At 66.5% G+C, this 23,189-nt stretch carries 18 protein-coding genes; 14 read left to right on the top strand and 4 right to left on the bottom strand.

All coding sequences use genetic code 11. From position 1 onward, the window contains the following. Window positions 1-123: 123 nt before the first annotated feature. Complete coding sequence (locus tag OG716_RS07160) at window positions 124-1,737, bottom strand: serine/threonine-protein kinase (protein ID WP_405136901.1); 1,614 nt, start codon at window positions 1,735-1,737, stop codon at window positions 124-126. A 245-nt stretch (window positions 1,738-1,982) separates the two neighbouring features. Between OG716_RS07160 and OG716_RS07155 the strand changes: the two genes are divergently transcribed. From OG716_RS07155 to OG716_RS07110, 10 genes are all read left to right on the top strand, one after another. Further along, window positions 1,983-3,026: a glycosyltransferase family 4 protein gene (locus OG716_RS07155; RefSeq protein ID WP_405139567.1), complete on the top strand. Its 1,044-nt coding sequence runs from the start codon at window positions 1,983-1,985 to the stop codon at window positions 3,024-3,026. 4 nt (window positions 3,027-3,030) lie between these two features. After that, window positions 3,031-4,203 (top strand): glycosyltransferase family 4 protein, encoded by a 1,173-nt coding sequence (locus tag OG716_RS07150; protein WP_405136900.1) that lies wholly within the window; start codon window positions 3,031-3,033, stop codon window positions 4,201-4,203. Window positions 4,204-4,993: 790 nt separating this feature from the next. Beyond that, entirely contained in the window at window positions 4,994-6,328 is a 1,335-nt protein-coding gene (locus OG716_RS07145) for a lipopolysaccharide biosynthesis protein (RefSeq protein WP_405139565.1), read from the top strand. After that, window positions 6,325-7,329, top strand: coding sequence for a glycosyltransferase (locus OG716_RS07140; protein WP_405136899.1), 1,005 nt, complete (start codon window positions 6,325-6,327; stop codon window positions 7,327-7,329). The genes OG716_RS07145 and OG716_RS07140 overlap by 4 nt, the downstream gene beginning before the upstream one ends. 49 nt (window positions 7,330-7,378) lie before the next feature. Continuing rightward, on the top strand, window positions 7,379-8,767 hold the full coding sequence (locus tag OG716_RS07135; protein ID WP_405136898.1) for a hypothetical protein: 1,389 nt from the start codon (window positions 7,379-7,381) through the stop codon (window positions 8,765-8,767). Next, a complete protein-coding gene (locus OG716_RS07130; protein ID WP_405136897.1) occupies window positions 8,767-10,059 on the top strand; it encodes a GNVR domain-containing protein in 1,293 nt (430 codons plus the stop codon). The genes OG716_RS07135 and OG716_RS07130 overlap by 1 nt, the downstream gene beginning before the upstream one ends. A gap of 65 nt (window positions 10,060-10,124) precedes the next feature. Beyond that, the gene (locus OG716_RS07125; RefSeq protein WP_405139563.1) at window positions 10,125-11,450 is read left to right on the top strand and encodes a glycosyl hydrolase family 28-related protein; all 1,326 of its coding nucleotides are present in this window, start codon (window positions 10,125-10,127) and stop codon (window positions 11,448-11,450) included. Continuing rightward, window positions 11,447-12,742 (top strand): GNAT family N-acetyltransferase, encoded by a 1,296-nt coding sequence (locus tag OG716_RS07120; protein ID WP_405136896.1) that lies wholly within the window; start codon window positions 11,447-11,449, stop codon window positions 12,740-12,742. Before OG716_RS07125 ends, OG716_RS07120 begins: the two co-directional genes overlap by 4 nt. Beyond that, window positions 12,735-14,057, top strand: a complete 1,323-nt coding sequence (locus tag OG716_RS07115) for a glutamate-1-semialdehyde 2,1-aminomutase (protein WP_405136895.1) — start codon at window positions 12,735-12,737, stop codon at window positions 14,055-14,057. Before OG716_RS07120 ends, OG716_RS07115 begins: the two co-directional genes overlap by 8 nt. Before the next feature lie 13 nt (window positions 14,058-14,070). Then, window positions 14,071-15,291 (top strand): glycosyltransferase, encoded by a 1,221-nt coding sequence (locus OG716_RS07110; protein WP_405136894.1) that lies wholly within the window; start codon window positions 14,071-14,073, stop codon window positions 15,289-15,291. Between the two features lie 46 nt (window positions 15,292-15,337). On the opposite strand, the gene OG716_RS07105 is transcribed toward OG716_RS07110, so the two are convergent. Then, entirely contained in the window at window positions 15,338-15,598 is a 261-nt protein-coding gene (locus OG716_RS07105; RefSeq protein WP_405136893.1) for a zinc ribbon domain-containing protein, read from the bottom strand. 566 nt (window positions 15,599-16,164) lie between these two features. Here OG716_RS07105 and OG716_RS07100 point away from each other — a divergent pair. Then, a complete protein-coding gene (locus OG716_RS07100; protein ID WP_405136892.1) occupies window positions 16,165-16,905 on the top strand; it encodes an SDR family NAD(P)-dependent oxidoreductase in 741 nt (246 codons plus the stop codon). Window positions 16,906-16,918: 13 nt separating this feature from the next. Next, a complete protein-coding gene (locus OG716_RS07095; RefSeq protein ID WP_405136891.1) occupies window positions 16,919-17,782 on the top strand; it encodes an amidohydrolase family protein in 864 nt (287 codons plus the stop codon). On the opposite strand, the gene OG716_RS07090 is transcribed toward OG716_RS07095, so the two are convergent. Continuing rightward, a complete protein-coding gene (locus OG716_RS07090; RefSeq protein WP_405136890.1) occupies window positions 17,772-18,260 on the bottom strand; it encodes a hypothetical protein in 489 nt (162 codons plus the stop codon). The two genes, OG716_RS07095 and OG716_RS07090, sit on opposite strands and share 11 nt — an antisense overlap. A gap of 436 nt (window positions 18,261-18,696) precedes the next feature. Between OG716_RS07090 and OG716_RS07085 the strand changes: the two genes are divergently transcribed. Beyond that, window positions 18,697-20,730, top strand: a complete 2,034-nt coding sequence (locus OG716_RS07085; RefSeq protein ID WP_405136889.1) for an SDR family oxidoreductase — start codon at window positions 18,697-18,699, stop codon at window positions 20,728-20,730. A gap of 127 nt (window positions 20,731-20,857) precedes the next feature. Here the strand turns inward: OG716_RS07085 and OG716_RS07080 are convergent, their stop codons facing one another. Next, entirely contained in the window at window positions 20,858-21,508 is a 651-nt protein-coding gene (locus tag OG716_RS07080; RefSeq protein ID WP_405136888.1) for a cutinase family protein, read from the bottom strand. A 269-nt stretch (window positions 21,509-21,777) separates the two neighbouring features. Here OG716_RS07080 and OG716_RS07075 point away from each other — a divergent pair, with 269 nt between their 5' ends. Beyond that, a complete protein-coding gene (locus OG716_RS07075) occupies window positions 21,778-23,181 on the top strand; it encodes a WS/DGAT/MGAT family O-acyltransferase (protein ID WP_405136887.1) in 1,404 nt (467 codons plus the stop codon). Window positions 23,182-23,189: the final 8 nt, after the last annotated feature.

Genomic DNA, 23,189 nt, shown 5'->3' with positions numbered 1-23,189 from the left:
AACAGACCCGGAAAGGCGAAATGGGTTGTGATATCAAGCTATTCAGATTTCCGATTTGCCCCTTTTCGGTTTCTCTTCTTCTTGTCCAGGCATCTTTTATCTTTTTCTTCTTTACCGCAACCATCAAGACGGGAATAGTGGGCTGACCCACTTGCTGCATAACCACTTTCCGTCTACGTAGTCCATTGACATGGTGACGTTTTGATGATCGGTCGTGTCGGCTTTGCCCTTTGTGGAGTTCACCTGGGTGATATCCACCGCGAGCTCGTAGTGGGTCGTATTCCCCGAAGTGACCGTGCATTTCGAATCGGTGCCCCGGGTGTGCTCGGAGTCCGACTCCAGAAGCAGTCGGATAGCGGGTAGCAGTTGCTGGGCCTGAGATTTCCAGGTTCCGGTGGCACCGTTCTCGACCTTCGCCTGCCAGCCGTCACCGTCGGTGTAGTCGTAGGTTGTCATCAGAATGCCGTAGTCGCAGGCGGCCTTGGTCGCGGCGTCACGAGAGGCATGGGTCTGGGTGGCACCGGGGATGAGCCCACCTGGACCGGTACCTGCGTTTGCGCCGATTGTGAATCGCAAGGCCCCGCTGCCGAATCCGACTCCGATACCCGTAACCGCGATCGCGGCGAGCAGCCCCGCGACGATGAGCCGCTTTCGCACCTTGCGGCGGGGCCGGGGAGAGACGGGCATCTCATACCCGGCGGGCGGCGCAACTGCACCGTCCCGACGGAAGCTTCCCGGTGCCAACTGGGTCACGTCCGGGCCGTATTGCAGTGGCGCGGCAGTGTGTTGAGTCGTCTGCCCGAATGCCGTTCGGGGGTGCTGTGTTGTTCCGGTTCCGTCGACAACAGCGAGCCTCGGCGCCGATACCGGCGGAGTCCACGGTGCACCACCGTGATTCGTCGCCGTCAGTGCCTGCGCTGCGGCGGCCGCCAGTTCCCCGCAGGTGCTGTACCGCTGCGTGCGATCCTTGGCCAGCGCGCACGCGATGACCTCGTCGAACGCACTCGGTACCGCTGGATTCCGTTCGCTCGGCCGGGGTATCTGCCCGTTGAGGTGGCCGTTGATCAGCTGTGCGGTGGTTGGGCCCGGATAAGGCAGCTCACCGGTGAGCATATGGAACAGCGTGCAGCCGAGTGCGTATACATCGGCGCGCTGGTCCATATCCGTGCGCAGTTCGAACTGTTCGGGTGAGGCGTATTGGAAGCTGGCGTACATCTCACCGGTGCGGGTGAGTGCGCTGGTTTGGTCGAGGGCCTTCGCTATTCCGAAGTCTGCCAGGAATACTCGCTGTTCAGGGCCCCAGGCCAGCAGGATATTGGCGGGCTTCACATCACGGTGCAGGACGCCGGCGCGATGTGCGTGGTCCAGTGCTCGTGCGGTTTCGCCGAGGATGCGGACCGCGTGGTCGGGGCGCATCGGTCCGTCGCGCAGTGCTGCGGCGACGTCCGTGCCCTCGATGTACTGCATGGCCATCCACAGCCGGTCCTCGTCGCGGCCGCGGGCGTACACGGCCACGATATTCGGATGCGCCAGTCGCGCGGCGGTATCGGCTTCGCGGAGGAATCTGGCGCGGACCTCGGCGTCGTCGGCTACGGCAGGGTTGAGCAGCTTCAGTGCTACCGAGCGCGGCAGGTCTCGATCGCGGGCCAGGTAGACCTCGCCCATTCCGCCGACGCCGAGCAAACGCTCGATCACATAGCCCGCGAATGTCTGTCCCTGCGCGAGTGTCCTCGCCACGACCTCACTACCTCCGACTGCTACGTGCTGCCGATCACCGTAACGCACACGGGTTGCGGGAGCAGGCGCGGCAACCGGCGCCCGGGGTCGGAAACCGGAGGGGCCGTTGGTTGCCAATCGATAGCTCGCCGGGTCGGGGCTATTGACATACACTTGCGCTGCAAGGGCGTTCGGGCCGCAACCGCGGTCCGAGTGGGTGACAAACCCGGGGGTGAGGGTTGTTGGCTGAGCCGCTTCGCGTGCATATGCACGGGTCCGAGTGGTTTTCCGCAGCACCTGGTGGGCTCAATCGGTACTTCACCGATCTCTATTCCGCATTGGCGCGGATTCCGGAAATATCGGTTACCGCACAAGCTTTCGGTGCTGCGCCTATCGGCGCGGGCTCATGGGGCCCGACCGGTCGGTCCACTGGGTGGCGGGTACGGACTTCTTATCTGGATCGCGGGGAGTTGAAGCGGGGAACGGTGGTGGATCGACATTTCGCCCTGTATGGGGCCTCGCCCCTCGGGCGGAATCCGCTGGTCGTGCACTTTCACGGACCATGGGCGGCGGAGAGCCGAATGGCCGGAGAGGGTGATCGGTCGGTACGAGCCAAGTATCTCGTCGAGCGGCTGCGATACGCGCGAGCGGATCGATTCATTGTGCTGTCCAACCACTTTCGGCAACTGCTCATCGACGATTACCACGTGGCCGAGGACAAAGTGCTGATCGTTCCGCCGGGGGTCGACCTCGGCAGGTTCCCGCCACCGCAAGCCACGCAACCCACCGGCATGGTGCTCTGCGTGCGGCGACTGGAACGGCGCATGGGTATAGACGTACTCATCCGCGGTTGGCCCGAGGTTGTCGCCGCGCATCCCGAGGCGAGACTCGTGATCGTCGGAACCGGTACCGCCGAAACGGAATTGCGCGAATCGGCGGCCGGAGACAGCTCGATCGTCTTCACCGGGCCGGTCACCGACGAGCAACTCACCGCGCTCTATCTCGAGGCCGATCTCACCGTCGTGCCGTCGCTCGCGCTCGAAGGGTTCGGACTCATCGCGCTGGAATCCCTTGCGGCAGGCCGGGCTCCCGTGGTGTCCGACTGCGGCGGACTACCGGATTCGGTGCGTGACCTCGATGCCACACTCATTGTGCCGCCCGGCGATGCCGGGGCCCTGAGCGCCCGTATCGCCGACGCCCTGTCGGGTACCCGGCCCGATCCGGCGAAGTGCCGCGCCCATGCCGAAACCTTCTCCTGGGACATCGCCGCCCACCGGCATCTGGATATCTACGCCGAATTGGCCGGGTGAACCTGTGAAGGCCGTCTTCCTCGCCCATACCGCGGCTCCCTCCGGGGCCGAACTCGCCACGCTGCGCCTGGTTGCGGCCATGCCCCAGGGGCACACCGCGGTGATCTACACCGAGGACGGGCCGATGGTGCGGCGTACGCAACAGCGCGGGATCGAAACCCGACTGGTGCGCAATGATTTCGACTCCAGAGCGATGACCATCCAGAAGGCCGGTCTCCGCAGTCTGCTCAGTGGCTGCGCGGGACTGGTTCGACTGGGCTGGGCGCTGGGCGCCACGGTCCGCGAACTGGAGGCGACGGTGGTGGTGGCTGGTAGCACCAAAGCGCTGCTCATGGGCGCGGTGGCGGCGCGGCGCGCACGCGTGCCGCTGATCTGGCAGGTGCACGACCGGATTTCGGCGGACTACTTCGGGCGCTGGCTGGCGCCGGCCATCCGACTGCTGGGCTGGCTGGTCGCGCGCGGCTGTATCGCCAATAGCCGTGGCACCCTGGCCTCGCTCTACACCTGGCGGCGGCGCGCGCTGGTGGCCTATCCCGGAGTCGAATTCGATACCCCGGAGTTCACCGATCTCGCGCAGGGCAGCGCGGCGATCACCCGCGCCGAGCAGCGCCCGGCCGGCGAAACCGTCATCACCGTGGTCGGCCGCCTCGCCCCGTGGAAGGGGCAGGACCATTTCCTGCGCGCCCTGGCGGACGCGAGAATCCTGCCGCGCGAGGTGTTTCTGGTCGGGGGCACCTTCTTCGACGAAGAGTCCTATCGCGCGGAGCTCGAGGTGCACGCGACCGCGCTGGACCTGCCCGTCACCTTCACCGGTCACGTCGAAGATCCGGAACCCTATCTGCGGCACGCGGATATCCTCGTGCACTGCTCGGTGCTGCCCGAACCCTTCGGACAGGTGGTCGTGGAGGGCATGCGCGCGGGTTGCGCGGTCATCGCCACCCGTCCCGGCGGTCCGGAGGAGATCGTGGACCCCGGCGTGAACGGCCTGCTCGTGGATGCGGGCGATCGCGCCCAGCTGACGCACGCCCTCGACACCCTCATCGCCGACCAGGAACTGCGCGCCAAACTCGCCGAGGCCGCCCGCTTCCGCGCCCGGGATTTCGATATCGCCGAATCCGCCCGCGCGGTCACCGATTTCCTGACCCGGCTCCCCGGATCCCGGTGGCGCCATGGATGACCAACCCGAACCCCCGCCGGTATACGACCCACCCACCACACCCCTCTACACCCTCTCCAAACTCCGCCAGCGCCGCATCATGCGCCACAGTCTGGCCACCGACAACGAGCGGGCGCCCGGCGAATCCCCCGCCGCCGAACCAGTCCTCCCCGACCACTCGGGCGCAGATCCCCGCCGCGGCGCTGCTCCCGGAGTTCCCAGAATTCCCCGCGTCGCTTCGGGTTTCGCGGGACCGCGCAATGGCTGGGCTCCCTACGCGGGACCACCGCTGCCCGCCGACCGGTCGGCAGAGGCTATGCCCGCCACCGACAGTTCCGTTCCCGCATGGAACGTACCGCCGGGCGGCCTACCAGCGAACGCTCCGGCCTCGAGCGACACTTCTCTGCGTGGCCCGGCCGTTCAGCACGGCGGACCACACACGAACGGCACGTACCCTGGCAGCAGTTCTGTACCGAGCCAGGGCATTCAGCCTGGTTCGCCACCACCTAGCGGTGCGTACTCCGGTGGCAGTGCTCTCCGAGCCCGGGACGTTCAGCCCGGCGAGGCGACGGCGAACGGCAGTCCCTCGCATTCGGGTGTGCCGGTGCCTGTGAACGGGGCTGGGCGCGCTGCTTCGGCCGCCGGGCCGGACACTGCGCAATTGTTCATGGACGCAGTGGGGCTCGTGGACGGCGGAGCCGCTGCCAGCGCGGCGGTCCTCGGTGAACCCGAGCCCGAACCCGCGCCGCTGCGGGATGCGACCGGTGCGTATGCGCCGTCAGCGGTGCGGGCCGAGCCATCCGGTGCGGAGATGTCGCAGCGTTCGGGCCATGGGAGACACCGCAAACCATCTCGGCGCAAGCTCGGCACCATCGGCAGCATTCTGCGCGATATCGGGCTGGTGACATTCGGCAAGTACGGGCAGTACGTCATCACGCTGGTGACGGTGCCGCTGCTGGCGCGGACGCTGGGGCCGCACGGCACCGGTCTGCTGGCGATCGGTATGTCGTCGTATTTCATCGGGTCGCTCATGGTGGACCTCGGGATCACCTCGTTTCTGGCCGCGCGGGTGCACGACGAGGTGTCCAGCCGCATCGAGGTGAACCGCATGCGCGGAACGTATCTCGCGGTTCGCGGCACCACTCTGAGTGTGCTCGGCACCGCACTGCTGGCGAGTGTGGCGATCGGGGTGCCACCGCAGCTGCATATGGCGCTGCTCGGCCTGTTCGCCGGCGGGTTCTGGTCGACCTCGGAGGATTGGCTGCTCATCGGGCAGGGCCGGTTCGGGCGATCGACCATGTATCAGGGGATCGGGCGGATCGGGTATCTGGTCCTGCTGGTGGTGCTGCTCCCGCGCTTCCCGAACCCCTCGCTCGCCGTTACCTGCCTGCTCATCTCGTCGGTCGCCCCGGTCGGGCTGACCTGGTGGGATTCCTTGCACACCTACGGTCGTCCGACACGACCGCACGGTCTCGTGGCCATGCTTCGGATGGCCGCACCGGTCTTCACCTCACGGCTGCTGGTGACCGGATACGGCCAGGGCTCGGCAGCCGTGTACGGCGCGGTGCTCTCGGCGGCGTCGCTGGGTCTCTACTCCGCGGGCGACCGGCTCATCCGGGCGATCCAGTCGTCCCTGGACCCCATCGGCTTCGCCCTCCTGCCTCGTATGGCCCGGCGCAGCACGCATGAATCCTTCTGGCGCAATTCGATTCAGGCGCTCGCGGCCTGCGTCTTCGCCGCCTGCCTCGCGGTGGTCGCGGTATGGGTCCTGGCGCCCGTGCTGATACACCTGATCTACACCGACAATTTCAACGGCGCGATCCCGATGCTGCGCGTGGAGGTCCTCATCCTTCCCGCCACCACCATCTCGTCCTATGTGACAACCGCGATTCTGCCGGTCAAGCGGGACACACTGGGGGTGCTCATCGGTGCGATCATCGGCACCTGCGTGGCTCTCGTCGCGCTCACCGCCGCGGCCCGCACCCAGTCGGTGTGGACGCTCGTCTACGGCACCCTATCCGCGGAAATCAGTGTCGCGGTGTGGTACATCATCCGAATGCGGTGGCTCATCGTCCGGGAACGGGCGGTGCGCAGCGGGGCGCTCCAGGCCACCGCCGTCTTATTGCGCAAAGGGGATTTGGCGTGAAGTTACTCTTCGTCGGAGACGACTGGGTGGGGAGCAACGCACGCTCGCTGGCCGACGGCTTCCGGCAGGCGGGGCACGAGGTGGTCGTGATCGATACCACCGCGGTCACCCTGCCCGCGCGATTGTCGCCGCCGTGGGTGTACTCGAAGATCGCACGCCGGCGCGCGCCCTGGGATGTGGAGGCCGTTCACGCGGAGATCGAGGCCGCAGCAGCGGCTTTCAATCCCGATGTGCTGTTCGCATTCAAGTCCGTCCACCTGAACCAGCACCGACTGCTGGACACCCCGGCCGGGCAGCATGTGCACTACAGCCCCGACGACGTGTCCAATCCGTACAACACCAGTCCGGCGTACCTGGCCTGCGAATCACAGTGGGACCTCATCATCACCACCAAATGGCACAATGTCCCGGAGCTGCGAGCCCGGGGCGCACGCGCCGTGAAATTCGTTCGCAGCGCCTACGATCCGGCCTGGCATCACCCCTGCGCCCAGCGCGGGGCGCGGCGTTTCCTGCTCGGTTTCATCGGCGCGGTGCGCCCGGACCGCCAGCACCTGCTGGTGTCCCTCGCCCAGGAATACCAGGGCGGCATGCTCTTACGCGGTCCCGGCTGGCGGCGCATCCCCGCACTCCGGCAGACCGCCGCGCAGGTCGGCGGCCCCGCCTACGGTGAGCACTTCTCCACCGCCGTCGCCTCGGTCACCGCCAATCTGGTGCTGCTGAACTCCGGCAACCGCGATACCCACACCTGCCGCACCTTCGAAGTTCCCGCCGCTGGTGGGCTTTTCGTCGGCGAGCGCACCGATGAGCACGCCGAGCTGCTGCAGGACGAGTCCGAATGCTTCCTGTTCTCCGGCCCGACCGAACTGCATGAGATCCTCACGCGCTGCGCGCGGTATCCGGATCAGGTCGCCAAGGTCGCCGAGGCGGGCTACCGCCGCATAGTCGGCGGCGGGCACAGCTACCTGGACCGCGCGCGCGAGATCGTCGACACCCTGGAATGAGTAACGGTGGGCCACCCGGCGCGAACATATGGGTGATGGAGAAGAGCTGATGGCCCTCGCGCAATTTCACGTTCTGCTTGTCGCCGGCGCCTTGGCGACCATGGTTATTGCCGCCATGTACCTCCCGGGAGTGGCCCGGGTGTTCCTGATCGCACAGAGTGCGCACTGGTCGCTTTCCTATGTCGCGCGCCCGGCGGTCCTGCTGTGGGTACAGCCGCAGCCGAACTTCGGTGACAATGTGCCCGATCCGCGACTGGCCGATTACGGCTACGACGCGAGCATTGCCCTGGTCCTGAAGCCGGTGGTGTTCGGACTGTGGGTGTACGCCGGACTGGTTGTCGCCTACGCGGTGTGGACCAGACTGCGACCTGAGCACATTATCAACGAGAAAACCGGCGGCGCAGCATATTTCGCGGGCAACCCGGTCTTCACGCAGACCCTGTTCCTGCTCTACGGCATCGGCACCCTGGGCCGGCTGGCCGCCGTCGCCAGCGGCAGCGGCGGCAGCGCCGGTGAGCTCGAGAGCCCCAATCCGATCCTGAACCTGGTCTCGATTCTGGCGACGCTCGGCGCCATCGGATTGATCGTGTTCTTCCGCAGCGACAGCGCTCGTAGCACCGCACTGGTGGTCGGGTCGCTCACCTGCGGTGAACTGGTGTGGACCGCCGTGGTGCAGTCCAAGACGCCGATCATGGGCGCGGCGCTGGCCATCGCGGTCCGCTTCGCCATGACCGGCTGGACGCGCGGCAAAGTGGCCGGGGTGCTGAGCCTTACCGGAATCGCGGTCGGCGCGTTCGGCTGGCTGCAGTCCCTCAAAACCACGACGGAAGCCAAATCCCAAGCAGCGCTCGTCGATTCGCAGTATCCGGCGGTGGTGAAACCCTTCCTGAGCATTCTGCGGCGCTTCGATCTGCTGGAAGCCGCCACCGATGCCTGGTACGTCGGGCCGCACTCCTGGCTGACACCGGGCCAGGTGGCCCAGCACGCCCTGCAGAGTCTCGTCCCCACCCAGTTGCTCGGCGCGGAGAAGTTCCGATCCGGCGCGGCCTGGGCCGATCAGGTGCGCGGCGCCTCGGTGGATATGTCCACGGTGCAGGTATCGCTGGCCGAGGGCAATATCAGCGAGGGCTATGTGCTGGGCGGCTATGTCGGTGTGGCACTGGGCGTGACGTTCACCTTCGTCATGCTGATCGTCTGGATCCACTCCCTCTACAGCCGCTTCATCGGCATGGCCGTGCTCGGGCTGGCGCTCATCGAGGTGCCGGTGCTGTTCGAGCGCGGCATTCTGGGCACCGTCGAAACGGTCGGCAAGAATCTGCAGGCCGTCGTGCTGGCCTGGCTGGCCTATCTGGTCGTCGGTGAATACCGAAGACGGGTGGACGAAATTTCGAGTGCACCGATACCACCCGCGGAAACGAGGACAGCACAATGGGTTTGATGGACTACTGGCACCTGGTGCGGCGACGGTGGCCGATCATCGTGGTCGCGGTCCTGGTGTGCGGCGGGGGCGCGTACGCGTACGCGGGGACGCTGCCCACCGTGTACACGGCCTCGAGTTCGGTGTACGTGTCCATGGCGACCGGCACCTCGGTCAATGACTCCTATCAGGGCGGCCTGGCCGCCGAGCAGCGGGTGCGCTCGTATGTGGACCTGGCCAACAGCGTCACGGTCGCCACCTACGTGAAAGATCAACTGGGACTGACCGCTTCGGTGAACGATCTACGCGGCCGCATTACCGCGGCCTCACCGCCGGCCACCACCATCATCGTCATCTCGGCGACCGACTCCACCGCCAATGGCGCGCGCACGATCACCGATGAGGTGGTCTCGCAGTTCCGGGCGCTGGTCTCGAAGCTCGAACTGATTCAGACCGATGCGGCTCCGGCGGCGCGCGTCGATGTGATCGACAAGGCGCAGACGCCGACAGCGCCCACCAGCCCGCAGAAGAAGCGGCTGTACCTGCTCGGCATCCTGGCCGGACTGGCCCTGGGACTGGGCGCGGCCTTCGTCCGCGACCGCCTCGACAAGCGGCTGCACACCTCCTCGGATTTGGAAGGCATGCTGCCGGTGCCGATTCTGGGCATCATCGACGACGGCCGCCCCGGCGCGGCGGGGGAACTGCGGCGGCTGCGCACCCGGCTCACCGAGGACCCGGAACGCACCACCGTGCTGCTGACCTCACTGTCCCCGCATTCGGAGCCGGATGTGGCGATCGGGCTGGGCCGCGCCCTCGCCGATACCGGCGCGAGCGTGGTGCTGGTGGATGCCGACACCTCCGGGCAGGGTTCGAGCAAGCTGATTCCGGTGAATGCCGCACCGGGACTGTCGGAGCTGCTGCGCAGCAGCTCCTCCCCGGTGGACGCGGTGACCTATTGGCCGGAGGTCGGGATCAGCCTGCTGGCCCTGGGCGGGCTCGATTTCCGCACCCCGGATCTGCTCGATTCCGATCGCTTCGGCGACATCATGTCCAAGCTGCGCAGCGAATTCGACTACATCCTGGTCGAAGCCGCGCCGGTGAGCACGGCCGCCGATGCCATTGCCCTGGCACGCCGCTGCGATGCCACCATCGGGGTCATCGAACTCGGGCACACCACCTCGAGCCAGGTGCGCGGCGCGCTCGCCACCTTCGGGCACAACAATGAGCGGCTCATCGGAGCGGTGGTGTTCTCGCGGCCGCGCCATGCCTTCCGGGAGCTGCTGCAGCGCCCGCTGGCCCTGGTCAAACGGTGATCGAGGAGAACAGGGGGCTCGGAGACGAGCGCACGCCGGGCGATGCCGGGGTGCGCCGCCGGCGAATGCTGGCCGCAGGACTGGGGGTGGCGGCACTGCTGCCGATGGCGGCGGCCTGCGCCAAGGACGACTCTTCCGATACCGAATTCCGGTCGCCGCATGTCACCGACACGCCCGCGGCCCGGAATGTCAAGGATTTCGGCGCGGTCGGCGACGGCAAGGCCGATGACACCGCGGCGCTGGCGGCCGCCGCCGCGGTGGGCGGCAAACCTCTCGTCCTCTATCTGCCGGCCGGGCAGTATGTGGTGAAAAGCTTTCCGGCACTGCCGGATTACGCCACCGTGCTGGGCGACGGCGGCGATGCCACCACCATTGTCTACGAGGGCGACGACACACTCATCTCCCTGCAGCGAAAACAGCGGGTTCGGTTCTCCCGCATGGGTTTCTACCTCTCCGGCACGAAGGCCACGGCGGTGCGGCTCTCGGACTGCTTCCGCTGCACCTTCGATTCGGTGGTGCTGCGCGGCAATCACCTCAGCGATAACGCACCGCGCTACTTCGATCAGCGCGGGGTGGTGCTCGACCAGAACACCGGCGGCACCGCCATTATCAATTGCGATATCAACAACTTCGGCTACGGCATCGTCACCTCGTGCATTCAGAACTATGTGACCTCCTCCAAGCTGACCAACAATCACATCGGCGTGCTCGGCACCGGCGGCGACCACAATGCCGGAATGGCCTTCGCCAATGTGGAATTCGTCTCCGACAACGATCCGCGCACCACCGATAAACACCTGGTGGTGGACGGCCCCGCCAATGACTGGTGGCTGACCAATGTCTGGTTCGAAGGGGCGGATACGGCCCTGTCCATCGGCGCGAAGGGCGGCGGGCCCGCCCAGTTCGGCATGGTGAACTGCAAGGTGGCGGCCCGCCAGGTATGCCTGGACCTGATCTACTGCCGGCAGCCGTATCTGGCGAATGTGCAGTTCGATCCGGACCTGGACGCACCGCCGGTGGAGATTCGCATCGATGCGGCCGGCGCGCCGGAGGGCACCGCCATCAATCTCATCTCCGGATCCTTCGAAGATGTGGACCCGCACTCCTTTCCGGACGGCTGGCATGTCATCGGGCGCGGGCGCATTCACGGGGCGCGATTCTCCGGAACCATGGTGGCCCAGGCCAGCCAGCTCGGCGCCGATGTCTTCCAAGCACAGGATCCCGGCGGCAGTGTCGTATCAGCCCTGCTGCCCAGTGGCGCTTATCTTTCCGATCGCAGTGATGGGGGCATCGTGATGAAGGATTCGGCAGGTGCGTATTGGCGGCTCTCGGTGGGGACCGACGGCGCGGTCAAGACCTCGTCACTGGGCAAGCAGCGGCCCACCGCATGAGCACCGGGCTCGGCCGGGTCCGGCTGGGACCGGCACACCTGCATGGCAGCGCGGTGGTGCTGCGACCGCCGCGCTTCACCGATTTCACGATGTGGCGCCGGCTGCGGCTGCGCGATCGCGCCCTCATCGAACCCTTCTGGCATACCTCGCCACTGGAATGGGAGCAGCGGCACACCGAGGCGCTCTGGGTGCGTGAGTGTTTGGAGGCGGCGACCGCCGCACGCACGGGCAGACGCATCGCCACCGTCATCGAAATCGACGGCCGATTCGCCGGGCAGGTGGAGATCGGCGGCATCGATCAGCGATCCAGGCAGGGCGAGATGGGGATCTGGATCGATTCGGAGGTGGCACGGCACGGATTCGCCGGTGTGGCCGTCGCGTCGATTCTCGACTTCGGTTTCGACGTGCTCGGGCTGGATCGGATCACCGCGCCCATCTCACCCGGCAATCGGGCGGCCTCGCAGGGTGCGGCGCAGATCTGGTTCACCAGGGAAGCCCGGATGGTCTTGCATTTCGATGTCGGCGGGGCGCGAACCGACCATGATCTGTGGGCCATGACGCGTGCGGATATACCGCCCAAGGGATTCACCGAGACCTGGATCGAATGGGTCCTGGCCAGCCGCGCCGGGCCGGTGCCGCCGGGTGCGGCACTACCGGACCGGATGCCCGCCGCGTCGACGATCGCCCTGGTTTCGGCACGCTATCGCGCCGGGCAGCTGTGGCGGTCCGTTCGGCGGAGATGGCCCGCGGGTGCACTCGTGCTGCCGGTGCCGGGCGTCGATGGCGCGGCCCTGCGCACGCTCCGGCCCGCCGACGGCGCGGCCTGGCGTGCGGCACGGCGTAACGCCATTGCCGCCGGAAGCGAATTCCCCAGCAGTACTGGCCATCTCGCTTGGTGGCGGGAGTTCCTCCGCGGTACCGCGGGAGTACGCGCACCGAATGGCCTACTGCTCGTCATCGATGTGGATGGCAGCTATGCCGGGGAAGTCCGGCTGCTCGATCTCGATCTCTTCGATCGCCGGGCCCGGATCCAGGTCTGGGCCGATCCGGCCCGCGCCGATGACGATGTGCGGTCGGCGGCACTGCGCGCACTGCTGGACTACGCGTTCCACGATCTCGGCCTGTTCCGGGTGGCGACGGAGATCGAATCGGGGGACACCGCATCGGCCGCGGTCACCGCACGCGCGGGACTGCTCAAGGAGGGAACCATGCGCGGATTCGTCGGACGCTCCGGACACCCCACCGATCACGACCTGTGGGCCGTGACGACCGGGGGTGCGCCGCATGCGTGATTTCAGCCGCAGCAATGAGATTCAGTCCCGGTTGCACGAGGTGGTCCCGGGCGGAGCGCACACCTATGCGCGCGGGGCCGATCAGTATCCGGACTCCATGGCGCCGGTGCTGGTGCGCGGCGCGGGCGCCCGGGTCTGGGACTGCGACGGAAACGAATACGTCGAGTACGGGATGGGGCTGCGCTCGGTCACGCTCGGTCACGGGTACGCACCGGTGGTGGAGGCGGTGGCACGCACCATTGCCGAGGGGGTCAATTTCTCCCGGCCGACCGAGCTGGAACTGCTTGCCGCACAGGACTTCCTGAGCCTGGTACCGGGCGCGGATATGGTGAAATTCGCCAAGAACGGGTCCGATACCACCACGGCCGCCGTGCGGCTGGCGCGCGCGGCCACCGGACGGGAGACGGTGGCGATCTGCGATCAGCCGTTCTTCTCCGTGGACGACTGGTTCATCGGCACCACCGAGATGAATGCGGGCATCCCCGAATCCTGCACGGTGACATTCGATTTCAATGATCTGCCCTCGCTGGAGGCGGCGCTCACGGAACACGAGATCGCCTGCGTGATCCTGGAGCAGGGCACGGCGCTGGCCGAACCCGCACCGGGCTTCCTGGAAGGCGTTCGGGCACTGTGTGATCGGCACGGAGCGCTGCTCATCTTCGATGAGATGATCACCGGGTTCCGATGGTCTTCCGGTGGCGCACAACAGCTCTACGGTGTACGGCCCGATCTGTCCTGCTGGGGCAAGGCCATGGGCAATGGTTTTCCGCTCTCGGCGCTCGCCGGTAAGCGCGAATACATGGAGCTGGGCGGGCTGCGGACCGACGCCGACCGGGTGTTCCTGCTCTCGACCACCCATGGACCCGAAACCGGCTCTCTCGCAGCGTTCCGGGCGGTCGTGCAGGCGTACCGGACCACTGACCCCATCGGGCGGATGGAATACGCGGGGCGGCGACTTGCCGACGGGGTCAATGCCATTGCGGCCGACCTCGGTATCGCCGACCACCTCCGGGTCCTGGGTCGCCCCTCCTGCCTGGTCTTCCACACCAAGGACCCGGAAGACCTACCCTCCCAGCCCTATCGGACGCTCTTCCTGCAGGAGCTCCTCGAGCGCGGCGTGCTGGGGCAGTCCTTCGTCGTGTCCGCCGCACACACCGATGCCGATATCGACCTCACCGTCGACGCGTGCGCGCAAGCCGCCGTCGTCTACCGCAAAGCCCTGGAACACGGGACCGTCGACGGCCTGCTCAACGGCCGGCCCGTGGCTCCCGCCCTGCGCCGCACTGCTTTCCCTCGCCGCCTGCCGGATCTGTGAGAGGTACACACCGATGAATGCGCCGCGCATTGCGATCGTCCACGAGCGGTTCACCGAGTACGGCGGTTCGGAGGCGGTGGTCGCGGAATTCATGAAGACCTGGCCCGGTGCGCCGGTCTTCGCACCCATCGTCGACGAACCCTGCACACTGGCGCTGCTGGCGGCGGCGAGCATGTCCGCCGAGGACACCGGATTCACCGACACTGCTGCGGGCGAACGCTTTTCCGCTACCAGCGGTGCGCCCACCGGGGCCGATCAGCCGATCGGGACGCTGCATCACACGTGGCTGTCGCGGGCCTACGCGGCGACCGGGCGCAGATCGCACGCACCGCTGCTGCCCTTCGTGCCGCGGGTGCTGCGCGGACTGCCGCTGGCGGAGAATTACGACGCCGTGGTGGTGAGCCATCACGCCTTCGCCACCCAGGCGGCATTCGCCACCACCGCGCCGGTGGTGGCCTATGTGCACAGCCCGGCACGGTGGGCGTGGGACAAGGCATTCCGGGCGCAGGAGGGCGGCGGTCCGGCCGGACAGCTGGCTCTGACTGCGCTGGGCGCACTGGCCCGGCATCATGAGCTGCGGGCCGCGCCCCGGCTGGCACATGTGGTCGCGAACTCGCAGGCGGTGGCCGAGCGGGTGCGCGATTGGTGGGGCATTCCGGCATCGGTGGTGAATCCGCCGGTCCGGGTGGAGCGCTTCTCGCCGGACCCCGGCATCGAGCGCGAGGACTTCTTCCTGTTCGCCGGGCGACTGGTCCCTTACAAGCGGCCGGATCTCGCCATTCTGGCGGCGCAGCGGGCCGGAGCGCGACTGGTGATCCTGGGCGACGGGCGTTTTCGCCGCCAGCTGGAAACCCTGGCCGGTCCCGAGACCACCTTCCTGGGTCCGGCCTCCGATGAGGTGCTGCTCGATATGTACCGCCGCTGCCGCGCGCTGCTCATGCCCGGCGTGGAGGACTTCGGCATCGTCCCGGTGGAGGCCATGGCCTGCGGTGCGCCGGTGCTCGCGGTCGGCGAGGGCGGGGCGCTGGACACGGTGATTCCCGGCGTCTCCGGCGAGCACATCGCGCACGGTACGGACGAGCAGGTCATTGCCGGATTCGCCCGCGCCATGCGCGCTTTCGACCCCGCGGACTACGACCGGGAGACCATCCGCAAGCACGCCGCGACCTTCGCCCCGGAGGAATTTCGCGCACGAATCGCGGAAGTTGTGTCGCACATCAGTCGCAGTCGCTGAAAGACTATTCTTAACGCTTCCCTGCTTGTAGGCAGGGATTCCACGCTCAGACCGCATCCGAATCACCCCCGCTAAAGGGGTGATTCGGCTGTCCAACGTCGTCGACACGTGTGCGGCCACGCTCTGCCACAGCCAGAATCACTCTGGCAGCGTTCCGATCCCGGTCGTCGGTGAACCCGCAGCGGTCGCATCGGAAAGTTCTGTCTCCGAGTTCGAGTCGCAGTGACACGAACGCCCCAGTCGATACCGATACCGCCGTCGGCTGGCGCTGCGGACTCGATCGGGCGGCGGACGACGAACGAGGCATACCAGTGCCCGAGCGAATCCTGAGTCACCCGGACGCTCGACGGCTCGGACGGCAACTCCCGCGACCACACCACCGGGATGCTGATGCCCTTCGCCAGCACGAGACGACCGTCACGGATGCTGAAGTTGCGGCGTGTGTACTCCAACGACAGCTCCGTCATCTTGCGCAACTTGAACTTCGGCCGCCCGCGCCCCTTCACCGTGAACGACTGAGCGAGCGCTTGCGCGTAGGTCCGCAGCGTCTGCTGTTGCGCAACCTGCGACCCGCCCCGCAGCCACGAATTACGCGCGCGGGTCTCGGTCAGGAGTTTGCTGAGCTTGGCGAAGGTCGGTTTGTTCCCGGACTTCTGCTGATTGACGGCCTCATTCCACAGGAACCGGCAGCGATGCCACTCGGCCAGTAGGACAGATTCCGCGGCGCGGCCTGGCCGTAAGCGAAAGTTGTACCGCACCAACTCATCCACGCCTGATAATTTAACCGCTACTACCGACACGGAATGGAGGACGGCGCTTCCTCCTACTCGTGAACGGGGTATCCGCGCCAAATATCTGATGACAGGTGAAGCTGTGGGTGAAGGTGATAGCGCTAGCGGCGTACTGGTGACGGGTGGTGCGGGCGATATCGGCGGCGAGGTGGTGCGGCGGCTGGCGGCGGCCGGGCGCGAGGTGATCATCGCCGATATCGATGTGGCGGCGGCGCAGCAGCTGGCCGCCGAGCTCGGCCCCAAAGCCAGTGCACTGCACCTGGATCTGAGGAGCGACGACAGTATCGAGGCCGCCGCGCACGCGGTGCGCGGCAGTATCTCGGCGCTGGTGCAGTGTGCGGGCGCGGCGATCGTGGAGCCGTTCCTGGACAGCACAGTCGCGCACTGGGACCTCATGCACCAGGTGAACCTGCGCGGCCCCATGCAGCTCACCCAGCACCTGCTGCCCGCCCTGCAGCAGGCATCCGGGGCACGCATGGTCTTCGTCTCCTCGGACGGCGCGCGCGCCGGCGCCGCGGGCGAATCCGCCTATGCCGCCTCGAAATCGGGGCTGTTCGGTTTTGCCAAATCACTGGCTCGCGAGGTCGCCCGGCACGGGGTGACGGTCAATGTGGTGTGTCCCGGCCCCATCGAGGGCCGCATGGTCACCCACACCATGGCGCAGCACCGCGGCAAGCTCGAAGCCCTCCAGAAGGCCATTCCGATGAAACGCCTGGGCCGGCCCGATGAGGTCGCGGCCCTCATCTGCTGGCTGGCGAGCCCGGAAGCCAGTTACCTCACCGGCCAGCTGATCAGCGTCAGCGGCGGCATCACCATGCAGTGAAGGAGACGCCACCATGCCCACCCTCCCCATAGTCGACGCCCACCTGCACCTCTGGGACACGACGGCCCATCAGTGGTACCCGCAGCTACGCGACTTCGGCAGCGCCGCAGGACAGCCCGATCTGGGCCGCCGCTTCCTGCTGCCCGACTACGACCGCGCCGCGGGCGCCGAGATCGCCGGCCTGGTGCACGTCTCCGCGACCTCGGCGCCGCAGGCCTACCTCGCCGAGACCCGCTGGATCGAGGAGATCGCGGCCGCCGACAAGCGGCCTTTCGCGCTCGTGGCCACCGTGGACCCCACGCTTGCGGCGGCCGACCTGCTGGACCATCTCGAACAGCAGTCCCGCAGCGCGCATTTCCGCGGCATCCGGGTCTTCCAGGGCCTGTCCCCCGCCACGCCCGCCGCCGAGACCATCGCGCACTGGCTGCAGGAGCGTGATGCCGTCTTCGATCTGGTCACCCGCCCGGACGACATGCTCGACTGGATCGACTTCCTCGCCGGATACCCGAACCTGCGGGTGGTGCTCGAACACCTCGGGCTGCCCAGGAGCACCGCCCCCGACGACCGCACCGCCTGGCACAATGCGCTCTCCCTGGCCGCCAAGGAAACCCAGTGGCTGTGCAAGGTCTCCGGGCTGGGCCTGATCTGCCCCGACCTGAGCTGGGAGTCGCTGGGCTTCTGGCTGGAGAGCAGCGTCCACCTCTGGGGCTGGCGCCGGCTCATGTTCGGCTCGAATATGCCCGTCGAGACGATCGCGGGCAGCTATCCGGAACTGCTGGCCACCGTCGACCATATGGTCAGCACCGACGCCACCGATCAGGAAGCCGAATTCTTCTACCGCACAAACGCATCCGATACCTACGGGCTCACACTCTAGGTCTGCCCAGTCGTTCGACCGCGGCGGCCACGCGCTCGATCGAGAGCTGCTCGGGTTGCGGCAGCTGGGAGACGCGGCGGCTGCCCGTCAGTTTGTAGTCCGTGCCGACCAGCTCGTACATGCTGATGAAGCCGTCGAGATCGTCGGAATCCTGGTCGCCGCGCACGATCCAGTAGGTGGGGATGCCGAGCATGGCGTAGATCCGCAGTTTGTCGATGGCCTCGCCGACCTGGCTCTCCCCGTGGACGGCCTGCACGACGGCGCAGAGGTCGGCGGGATCGTGCACGGTGCTGTTCTTCGCCGGGCAGTGCCCGGGGCGGAAGACCACGCCGTCGGCGACGAAATTGTGGAAGCCGAGGTCATCGCGGGCGAAGCCGCTGCCGGCGATGTACTGATCGCCGGCGATCTCGTAGCCGAGGTTGTTCCAGAACTCGAGCACGCTGAACACGATTCGGGAGTACCAGAACGTGACGGGCATGAGTGTCAGCTCCAATCGCCTGCTCTTTCCTGACGAGACCGAAACACCATAACGTCAGATCAGGCATATAAGACACGCGCAGATCCGTGTACCGCTCAGCCGGGCGATTCGGGCAAATCACGTGACCGGCCACACAGGACAATTGACCAGTTACGTCCGAATAACTAAGTGCACCGACGGTTACACCAAACCCGTTGTTACACACAAACACTCGAATTACTACCGGGTGACCAGTCCCACATGCCGGAAATCCCCGTTTCGGTTGAAGGCACTATGAGCGCCCCGTAAAGTTACTCACCAGTTAGGCACGATGGTGTTCCTACCTCGGCCCGACATTCTGCTAGGGGGCCGTTCTCTATTCATCGTCCACATCCACCGACGCATGTCGGACGAACAACGTTGAGCACCAACATGTTCGTACATTAAGGAGGGGACGATGGTTTCCTACATCGTCACGGGCGGTACCGGGTTCCTGGGCCGTCGCGTCGTCGCCGGTCTGCTGGATCGCGACCCGCACGCTGTTGTCCATGCGCTGGTTCGTGAGGCGTCGGTCGCCAAACTGCACGAGATGGCCCTCGGCTGGGGCGCCGAGGATCGGGTGTTCCCGCTGGTCGGTGATCTCACCGCACCCGGACTCGGACTGCGCGACGGCATTACCGGCGAGCTGGACGCACCCAGCGCCGACCATGTCATCCACCTGGGCGCCATCTACGATATGACCGCCGACGAGGACAGCACCTACGCCGCGAACGTGCAGGGGACGCGCGCAGTAGTGGAGCTGGCCACCGAGATCGGGGCGGTGCTGCACCACGTTTCGTCGGTCGCCGTCGCCGGTGATCACAAAGGCAAGTTCTTCGAGGACGACTTCGATCTCGGGCAGCGTCTCGATTCGCCATATCACCGCACCAAATTCGAGGCCGAGAAACTCGTGCGCGAAAGCCGCGGCCTGCGCTGGCGGGTATACCGCCCGGCCATTGTGGTCGGCGATTCCCGCACCGGCGAGATGGACAAGATCGACGGGCCGTACTACTTCTTCCCAGCCATTGCCGGATTGGCCGCACTGCCGTCGGAACTGCCGATGCCACTGCCCGATCTGGGCGCCACCAATATCGTTCCGGTGGACTATGTGGCGGCCGCCATGGTCGAACTCGTCAACAAGCCGGGTTTGATCGGCCGCACCTTCCATCTCACCAATCCGGAGCCGCAGCCGTTCGGCCAGATCTACGCCGCGCTGGCCCGCGCCGCCGGCGCGCCCGCAGGCTTCGGCACGCTGCCCGGCAGCCATGCCGCGCTGCACGCCCTCGGCGGACTGCCCGGCGTTCCGGCGGTGCGCGATTTCGTGCTCGAGCGCTTCGGCATTCCCGCCGAGGTCGCCCCGCACACCGCCTTCGCCTCGGCCTTCTCCTCCGACTTCACCCGGGCGCAGCTGCGCGGCACCGGCATCGAGGTGCCGAAGTTCGACACCTACGCCGCCAAGCTGTGGAGCTACTGGGAGGCGCACCTGGACCCCGATCGCGCCCGCCGCGGCGGCAAGGAGCCACTGCGGGAGCGCATCGTGCTGGTCACCGGCGCGTCCTCCGGCATCGGCCTGGCCACCGCGCACGCGGTCGCCAAGCGCGGGGCGACCGTGCTCATGGTGGCGCGTACACCCGAGGATCTGGATGCGGCCGCCGCGGCGGTGCGTGCGGAAAGCGGTGCGGCCCAGGCCTACATCTGCGATATCACCGATGAGAAGTCGGTGGAGCTGCTCGTCAAGCAGGTGCTCGCCGACCACGATCACGTCGATTTCGTGGTGAACAATGCGGGCCGCTCCATCCGCCGCTCGGTGCTCAATTCCACCGATCGCATGCACGATTTCGAGCGCACCATGGCCGTCAACTACTTCGGTGCGGTGCGATTGATCCTGGCCCTGCTGCCGTCCATGCGGGAGCGCCGCTTCGGGCACTTCGTCAATATCTCCTCCATCGCGGTGCAGACGAAGGTGCCGCGCTTCGCCGCCTATGTGGCGAGCAAGTCGGCGCTGGACAATTTCAGCGAGATCGCGGCGGTCGAGAATGCCGATGCCGGTATCACTTTCACCTCGGTGCGGATGCCGCTGGTGCGCACGCCCATGATCGCGCCGACGGACCTGTACAAGTCCATTCCGGTGCATTCCCCCGATCAGGCCGCCGATATCGTGGTGCGGGCGCTGGAGCACCGTCCCAGCCGCATCGATACGCCCATCGGCACTTTCGCCCAGATCGTGGATATGGTCATGCCGTCGGTGAAGCGCGCCATCCTCTCGGAGGGCTTCCACATGTTCGGAGATTCCAAGGCCACCAAGCCGGTTCGCGACGGCGACGCCGCACCGGCCGAGAAGAAGGAATCGCGCAGCCCGCTGCTGGCCCTGGCGCCGATCGTGCAACCGCTGATGGGCCTGCCCGCCCCGGCGGCCCGCATTGCCAACCGCATTCCGGGACTGCACTGGTAACGGTTCCCGCGCAAAAGCATTCGGCCCGGTGCGAGATTCGCACCGGGCCGAACTGTTCGGATGCAAGGGGTTTCAGGGGCGAAACCTCTGAGAGCTCCCGAGAGTCGGGACTACCCCTCCCCCGGTTTCAACCGACGTGGTTGGCCGCGAAGTTCACCGCGCCGACGAAGCTGCTCCCGTAGGCGACGTGGGCATTGGCATCAACACCCGCTCCGCAGATGGGATCGCCGCCGGTGCACCAGTCACCGGTTCGAGACATGAACGGCCCCGGCACATTCCAGCCGATGGCCCGCATGGGATCACCGAACAGCAGAACTGCCGCGACGCGGTCGCCGAGGTCACCGGGCAGCTGCACCCGGCCCGGATACCAGGACACCGCGCCGGTGCCCAGGGCCGCGTGCACAACCGCCGCACCCTGCGAGTACCCCACCAGAATGAACTGCTGCGCCGGGCAGGCCGCCGCCTGAGCGGCCAAGTGCCCCACCAGATCCGCCGATCCCGCGCCCAGATCGAAGCTGTAGTCCGCCGGGTAGTTCACGGAGTACGCATTCGTACTCACGGGCAACCGGTTCTGCAGCATTCCGTATAGCGGATCGCCGACCGCGTCGCCGAGCCAGCCGGGTTCGCCCGTGCCCCGCGCCACGACCACGTCCACGTCGGTACATGCGTCCGCGTGGGCCCGAGGTAGTGGGAAGAACACACTCGCCACCAACAATATGGCGGCGAGAACCCAAGCTATACGCCACTTTCCAGTCAGCACAACCCTTCGGTCGCCCATTGTTCTCACCCTCTCACGCCGTTGTGAGAGGCCCGGTGACTCTTGTCAGTGACAAGTGACAAATCACCGGGCCATGTGACCCAAGGTAGGGAGAAGGCGACTGTGCGGCAACGAGTCCTACCGGAGAGATACCCAATTGGTGTGCATCTGTATCACTGCGAAACTTGCACTCTACAAGCTATTTTGAGGCAACGAACCGGCCTCGGAACGGCCCTTCGGGTCCCCGCAATCGGGGCGCAAAGTAGAACCAGTTCTCATAGGGTGTTGGTATGGAACGACTTACCGGACTCGATGCGAGCTTCCTCTATCTCGAAACGGATACCCAACTCCTGCACGTCTGCGCACTGCTGATACTCGACCCCACCGCGGACGGAGGCGAATTCGACTACGACAGCTTCAAAGCCGAACTCGGCCGGCGGCTGTACCTCATTCCCGCCATGACCCGCCGCCTGCACAATGTGCCGTTCAATCTCGATCATCCGGTGTGGGTGCAGGATTCACACTTCGACCTGGACTACCACGTGCGCCGGGTCGGCCTGCCCGCACCGGGCGGCCGCCGGGGACTGGCCGAGATCACCGCCGATATCGCAGGCCGGCCGCTGGATCGCACCCGCCCGCTCTGGGAGATGTGGGTGGTGGAGGGCTTCCCGGACCATAAGGTCGCCGTCATCTCCAAGTACCACCACGCCATCGTCGACGGCATCACCGGCACCAATATGATGATGCACCTGTGCGATCTCGAACCGGGCGTGACCTATTCACCGCCCGCCGAAACCCCCGCGGCCGAAGCGGAACCGAATGATCTGGTGCTGGCCGCCGAGGGCCTGGCCAAATTCCCGGGCAAGCTCGGCATGTTCGGCATGGTGCCGCAGACCGTCGGAATTCTGACCGGGCTGGTGCAGCGCCGGCGCGGCAGCGGCGAGACCCGGGGTATGGCACTGCCGTTCACCGCACCGCGCACCCCGTTCAATCACGCAATCACCCGGCATCGCTCGATCTCCTTCGTGCAGTCGGACCTGGCTGATATCAAGGAGATAAAGTCCGCGTTCGGCGTCAAGGTCAACGATGTGGTGCTCGCCGTGGTCGGCGGGGCGCTGCGCAGCTATCTCGAACTGCACGATGAGCTGCCGGAAACCTCACTGATCGCCTCGGTTCCGGTATCGGTGCACGAAACCTCCCGGCACGAGGCGGGCACCAATAAGGTCTCCACCATTTTCGCGCGGCTCTACACCGATCTCGCCGATCCGATGGAACGCCTGCAGGCGATTGCCGCGGACAATCGCGGGGCCAAGGAGGAGCACGATCTCATCGGCGCCGACTTCCTGCAGGATTGGGCGAAGTACGCCCCGCCCAACACTTTTCAGCTGGCGGCGCGCGCGTACTCCTCACTGAAGCTGGCCTCGCACCATCCGGTCGTGCACAATCTGGTGGTCTCGAATGTGCCCGGGCCCAACTTCCCCATGTACTTCCTGGGCGTGCGGGTGTCCTCGATGTATCCGTTCGGGCCGGTATTCCACGGCGCCGGGCTCACCGCCACCGTCATCTCCAATAATGGCAACCTGGACTTCGGCTTCATCGCCGCCAAGGAACTGGTGCCCGATGTCGAGAAGATCGCCGACGCCGTCCCCGAGGTGATCGCCGAGCTGCTCAAGGCAGCCGGCGAAAAGCACTGAGCCCCAGC

The organism is Nocardia sp. NBC_01388, from assembly GCF_045040085.1.
Taxonomy (GTDB): Bacteria; Actinomycetota; Actinomycetes; order Mycobacteriales; family Mycobacteriaceae; genus Nocardia.
Note: the sequence above shows the minus strand (reverse complement) of the source record. Positions and strands in the feature narration are given on the sequence as shown.

Excerpts from the sequence above, each read along its gene's own strand:
- OG716_RS07155 (WP_405139567.1), top strand. The coding sequence starts at position 1,983 with ATGCACGGGTCCGAGTGGTTTTCCGCAGCACCTGGTGGGCTCAATCGG.
- OG716_RS07145 (WP_405139565.1), top strand. The coding sequence starts at position 4,994 with ATGTCGCAGCGTTCGGGCCATGGGAGACACCGCAAACCATCTCGGCGC.
- OG716_RS07135 (WP_405136898.1), top strand. The coding sequence starts at position 7,379 with ATGGCCCTCGCGCAATTTCACGTTCTGCTTGTCGCCGGCGCCTTGGCG.
- OG716_RS07130 (WP_405136897.1), top strand. The coding sequence starts at position 8,767 with ATGGACTACTGGCACCTGGTGCGGCGACGGTGGCCGATCATCGTGGTC.
- OG716_RS07125 (WP_405139563.1), top strand. The coding sequence starts at position 10,125 with ATGCTGGCCGCAGGACTGGGGGTGGCGGCACTGCTGCCGATGGCGGCG.
- OG716_RS07120 (WP_405136896.1), top strand. The coding sequence starts at position 11,447 with ATGAGCACCGGGCTCGGCCGGGTCCGGCTGGGACCGGCACACCTGCAT.
- OG716_RS07115 (WP_405136895.1), top strand. The coding sequence starts at position 12,735 with ATGCGTGATTTCAGCCGCAGCAATGAGATTCAGTCCCGGTTGCACGAG.
- OG716_RS07110 (WP_405136894.1), top strand. The coding sequence starts at position 14,071 with ATGAATGCGCCGCGCATTGCGATCGTCCACGAGCGGTTCACCGAGTAC.
- OG716_RS07105 (WP_405136893.1), bottom strand. The coding sequence starts at position 15,598 with ATGCCTCGTTCGTCGTCCGCCGCCCGATCGAGTCCGCAGCGCCAGCCG.
- OG716_RS07095 (WP_405136891.1), top strand. The coding sequence starts at position 16,919 with ATGCCCACCCTCCCCATAGTCGACGCCCACCTGCACCTCTGGGACACG.
- OG716_RS07090 (WP_405136890.1), bottom strand. The coding sequence starts at position 18,260 with ATGCCCGTCACGTTCTGGTACTCCCGAATCGTGTTCAGCGTGCTCGAG.
- OG716_RS07085 (WP_405136889.1), top strand. The coding sequence starts at position 18,697 with ATGGTTTCCTACATCGTCACGGGCGGTACCGGGTTCCTGGGCCGTCGC.
- OG716_RS07080 (WP_405136888.1), bottom strand. The coding sequence starts at position 21,508 with ATGGGCGACCGAAGGGTTGTGCTGACTGGAAAGTGGCGTATAGCTTGG.
- OG716_RS07075 (WP_405136887.1), top strand. The coding sequence starts at position 21,778 with ATGGAACGACTTACCGGACTCGATGCGAGCTTCCTCTATCTCGAAACG.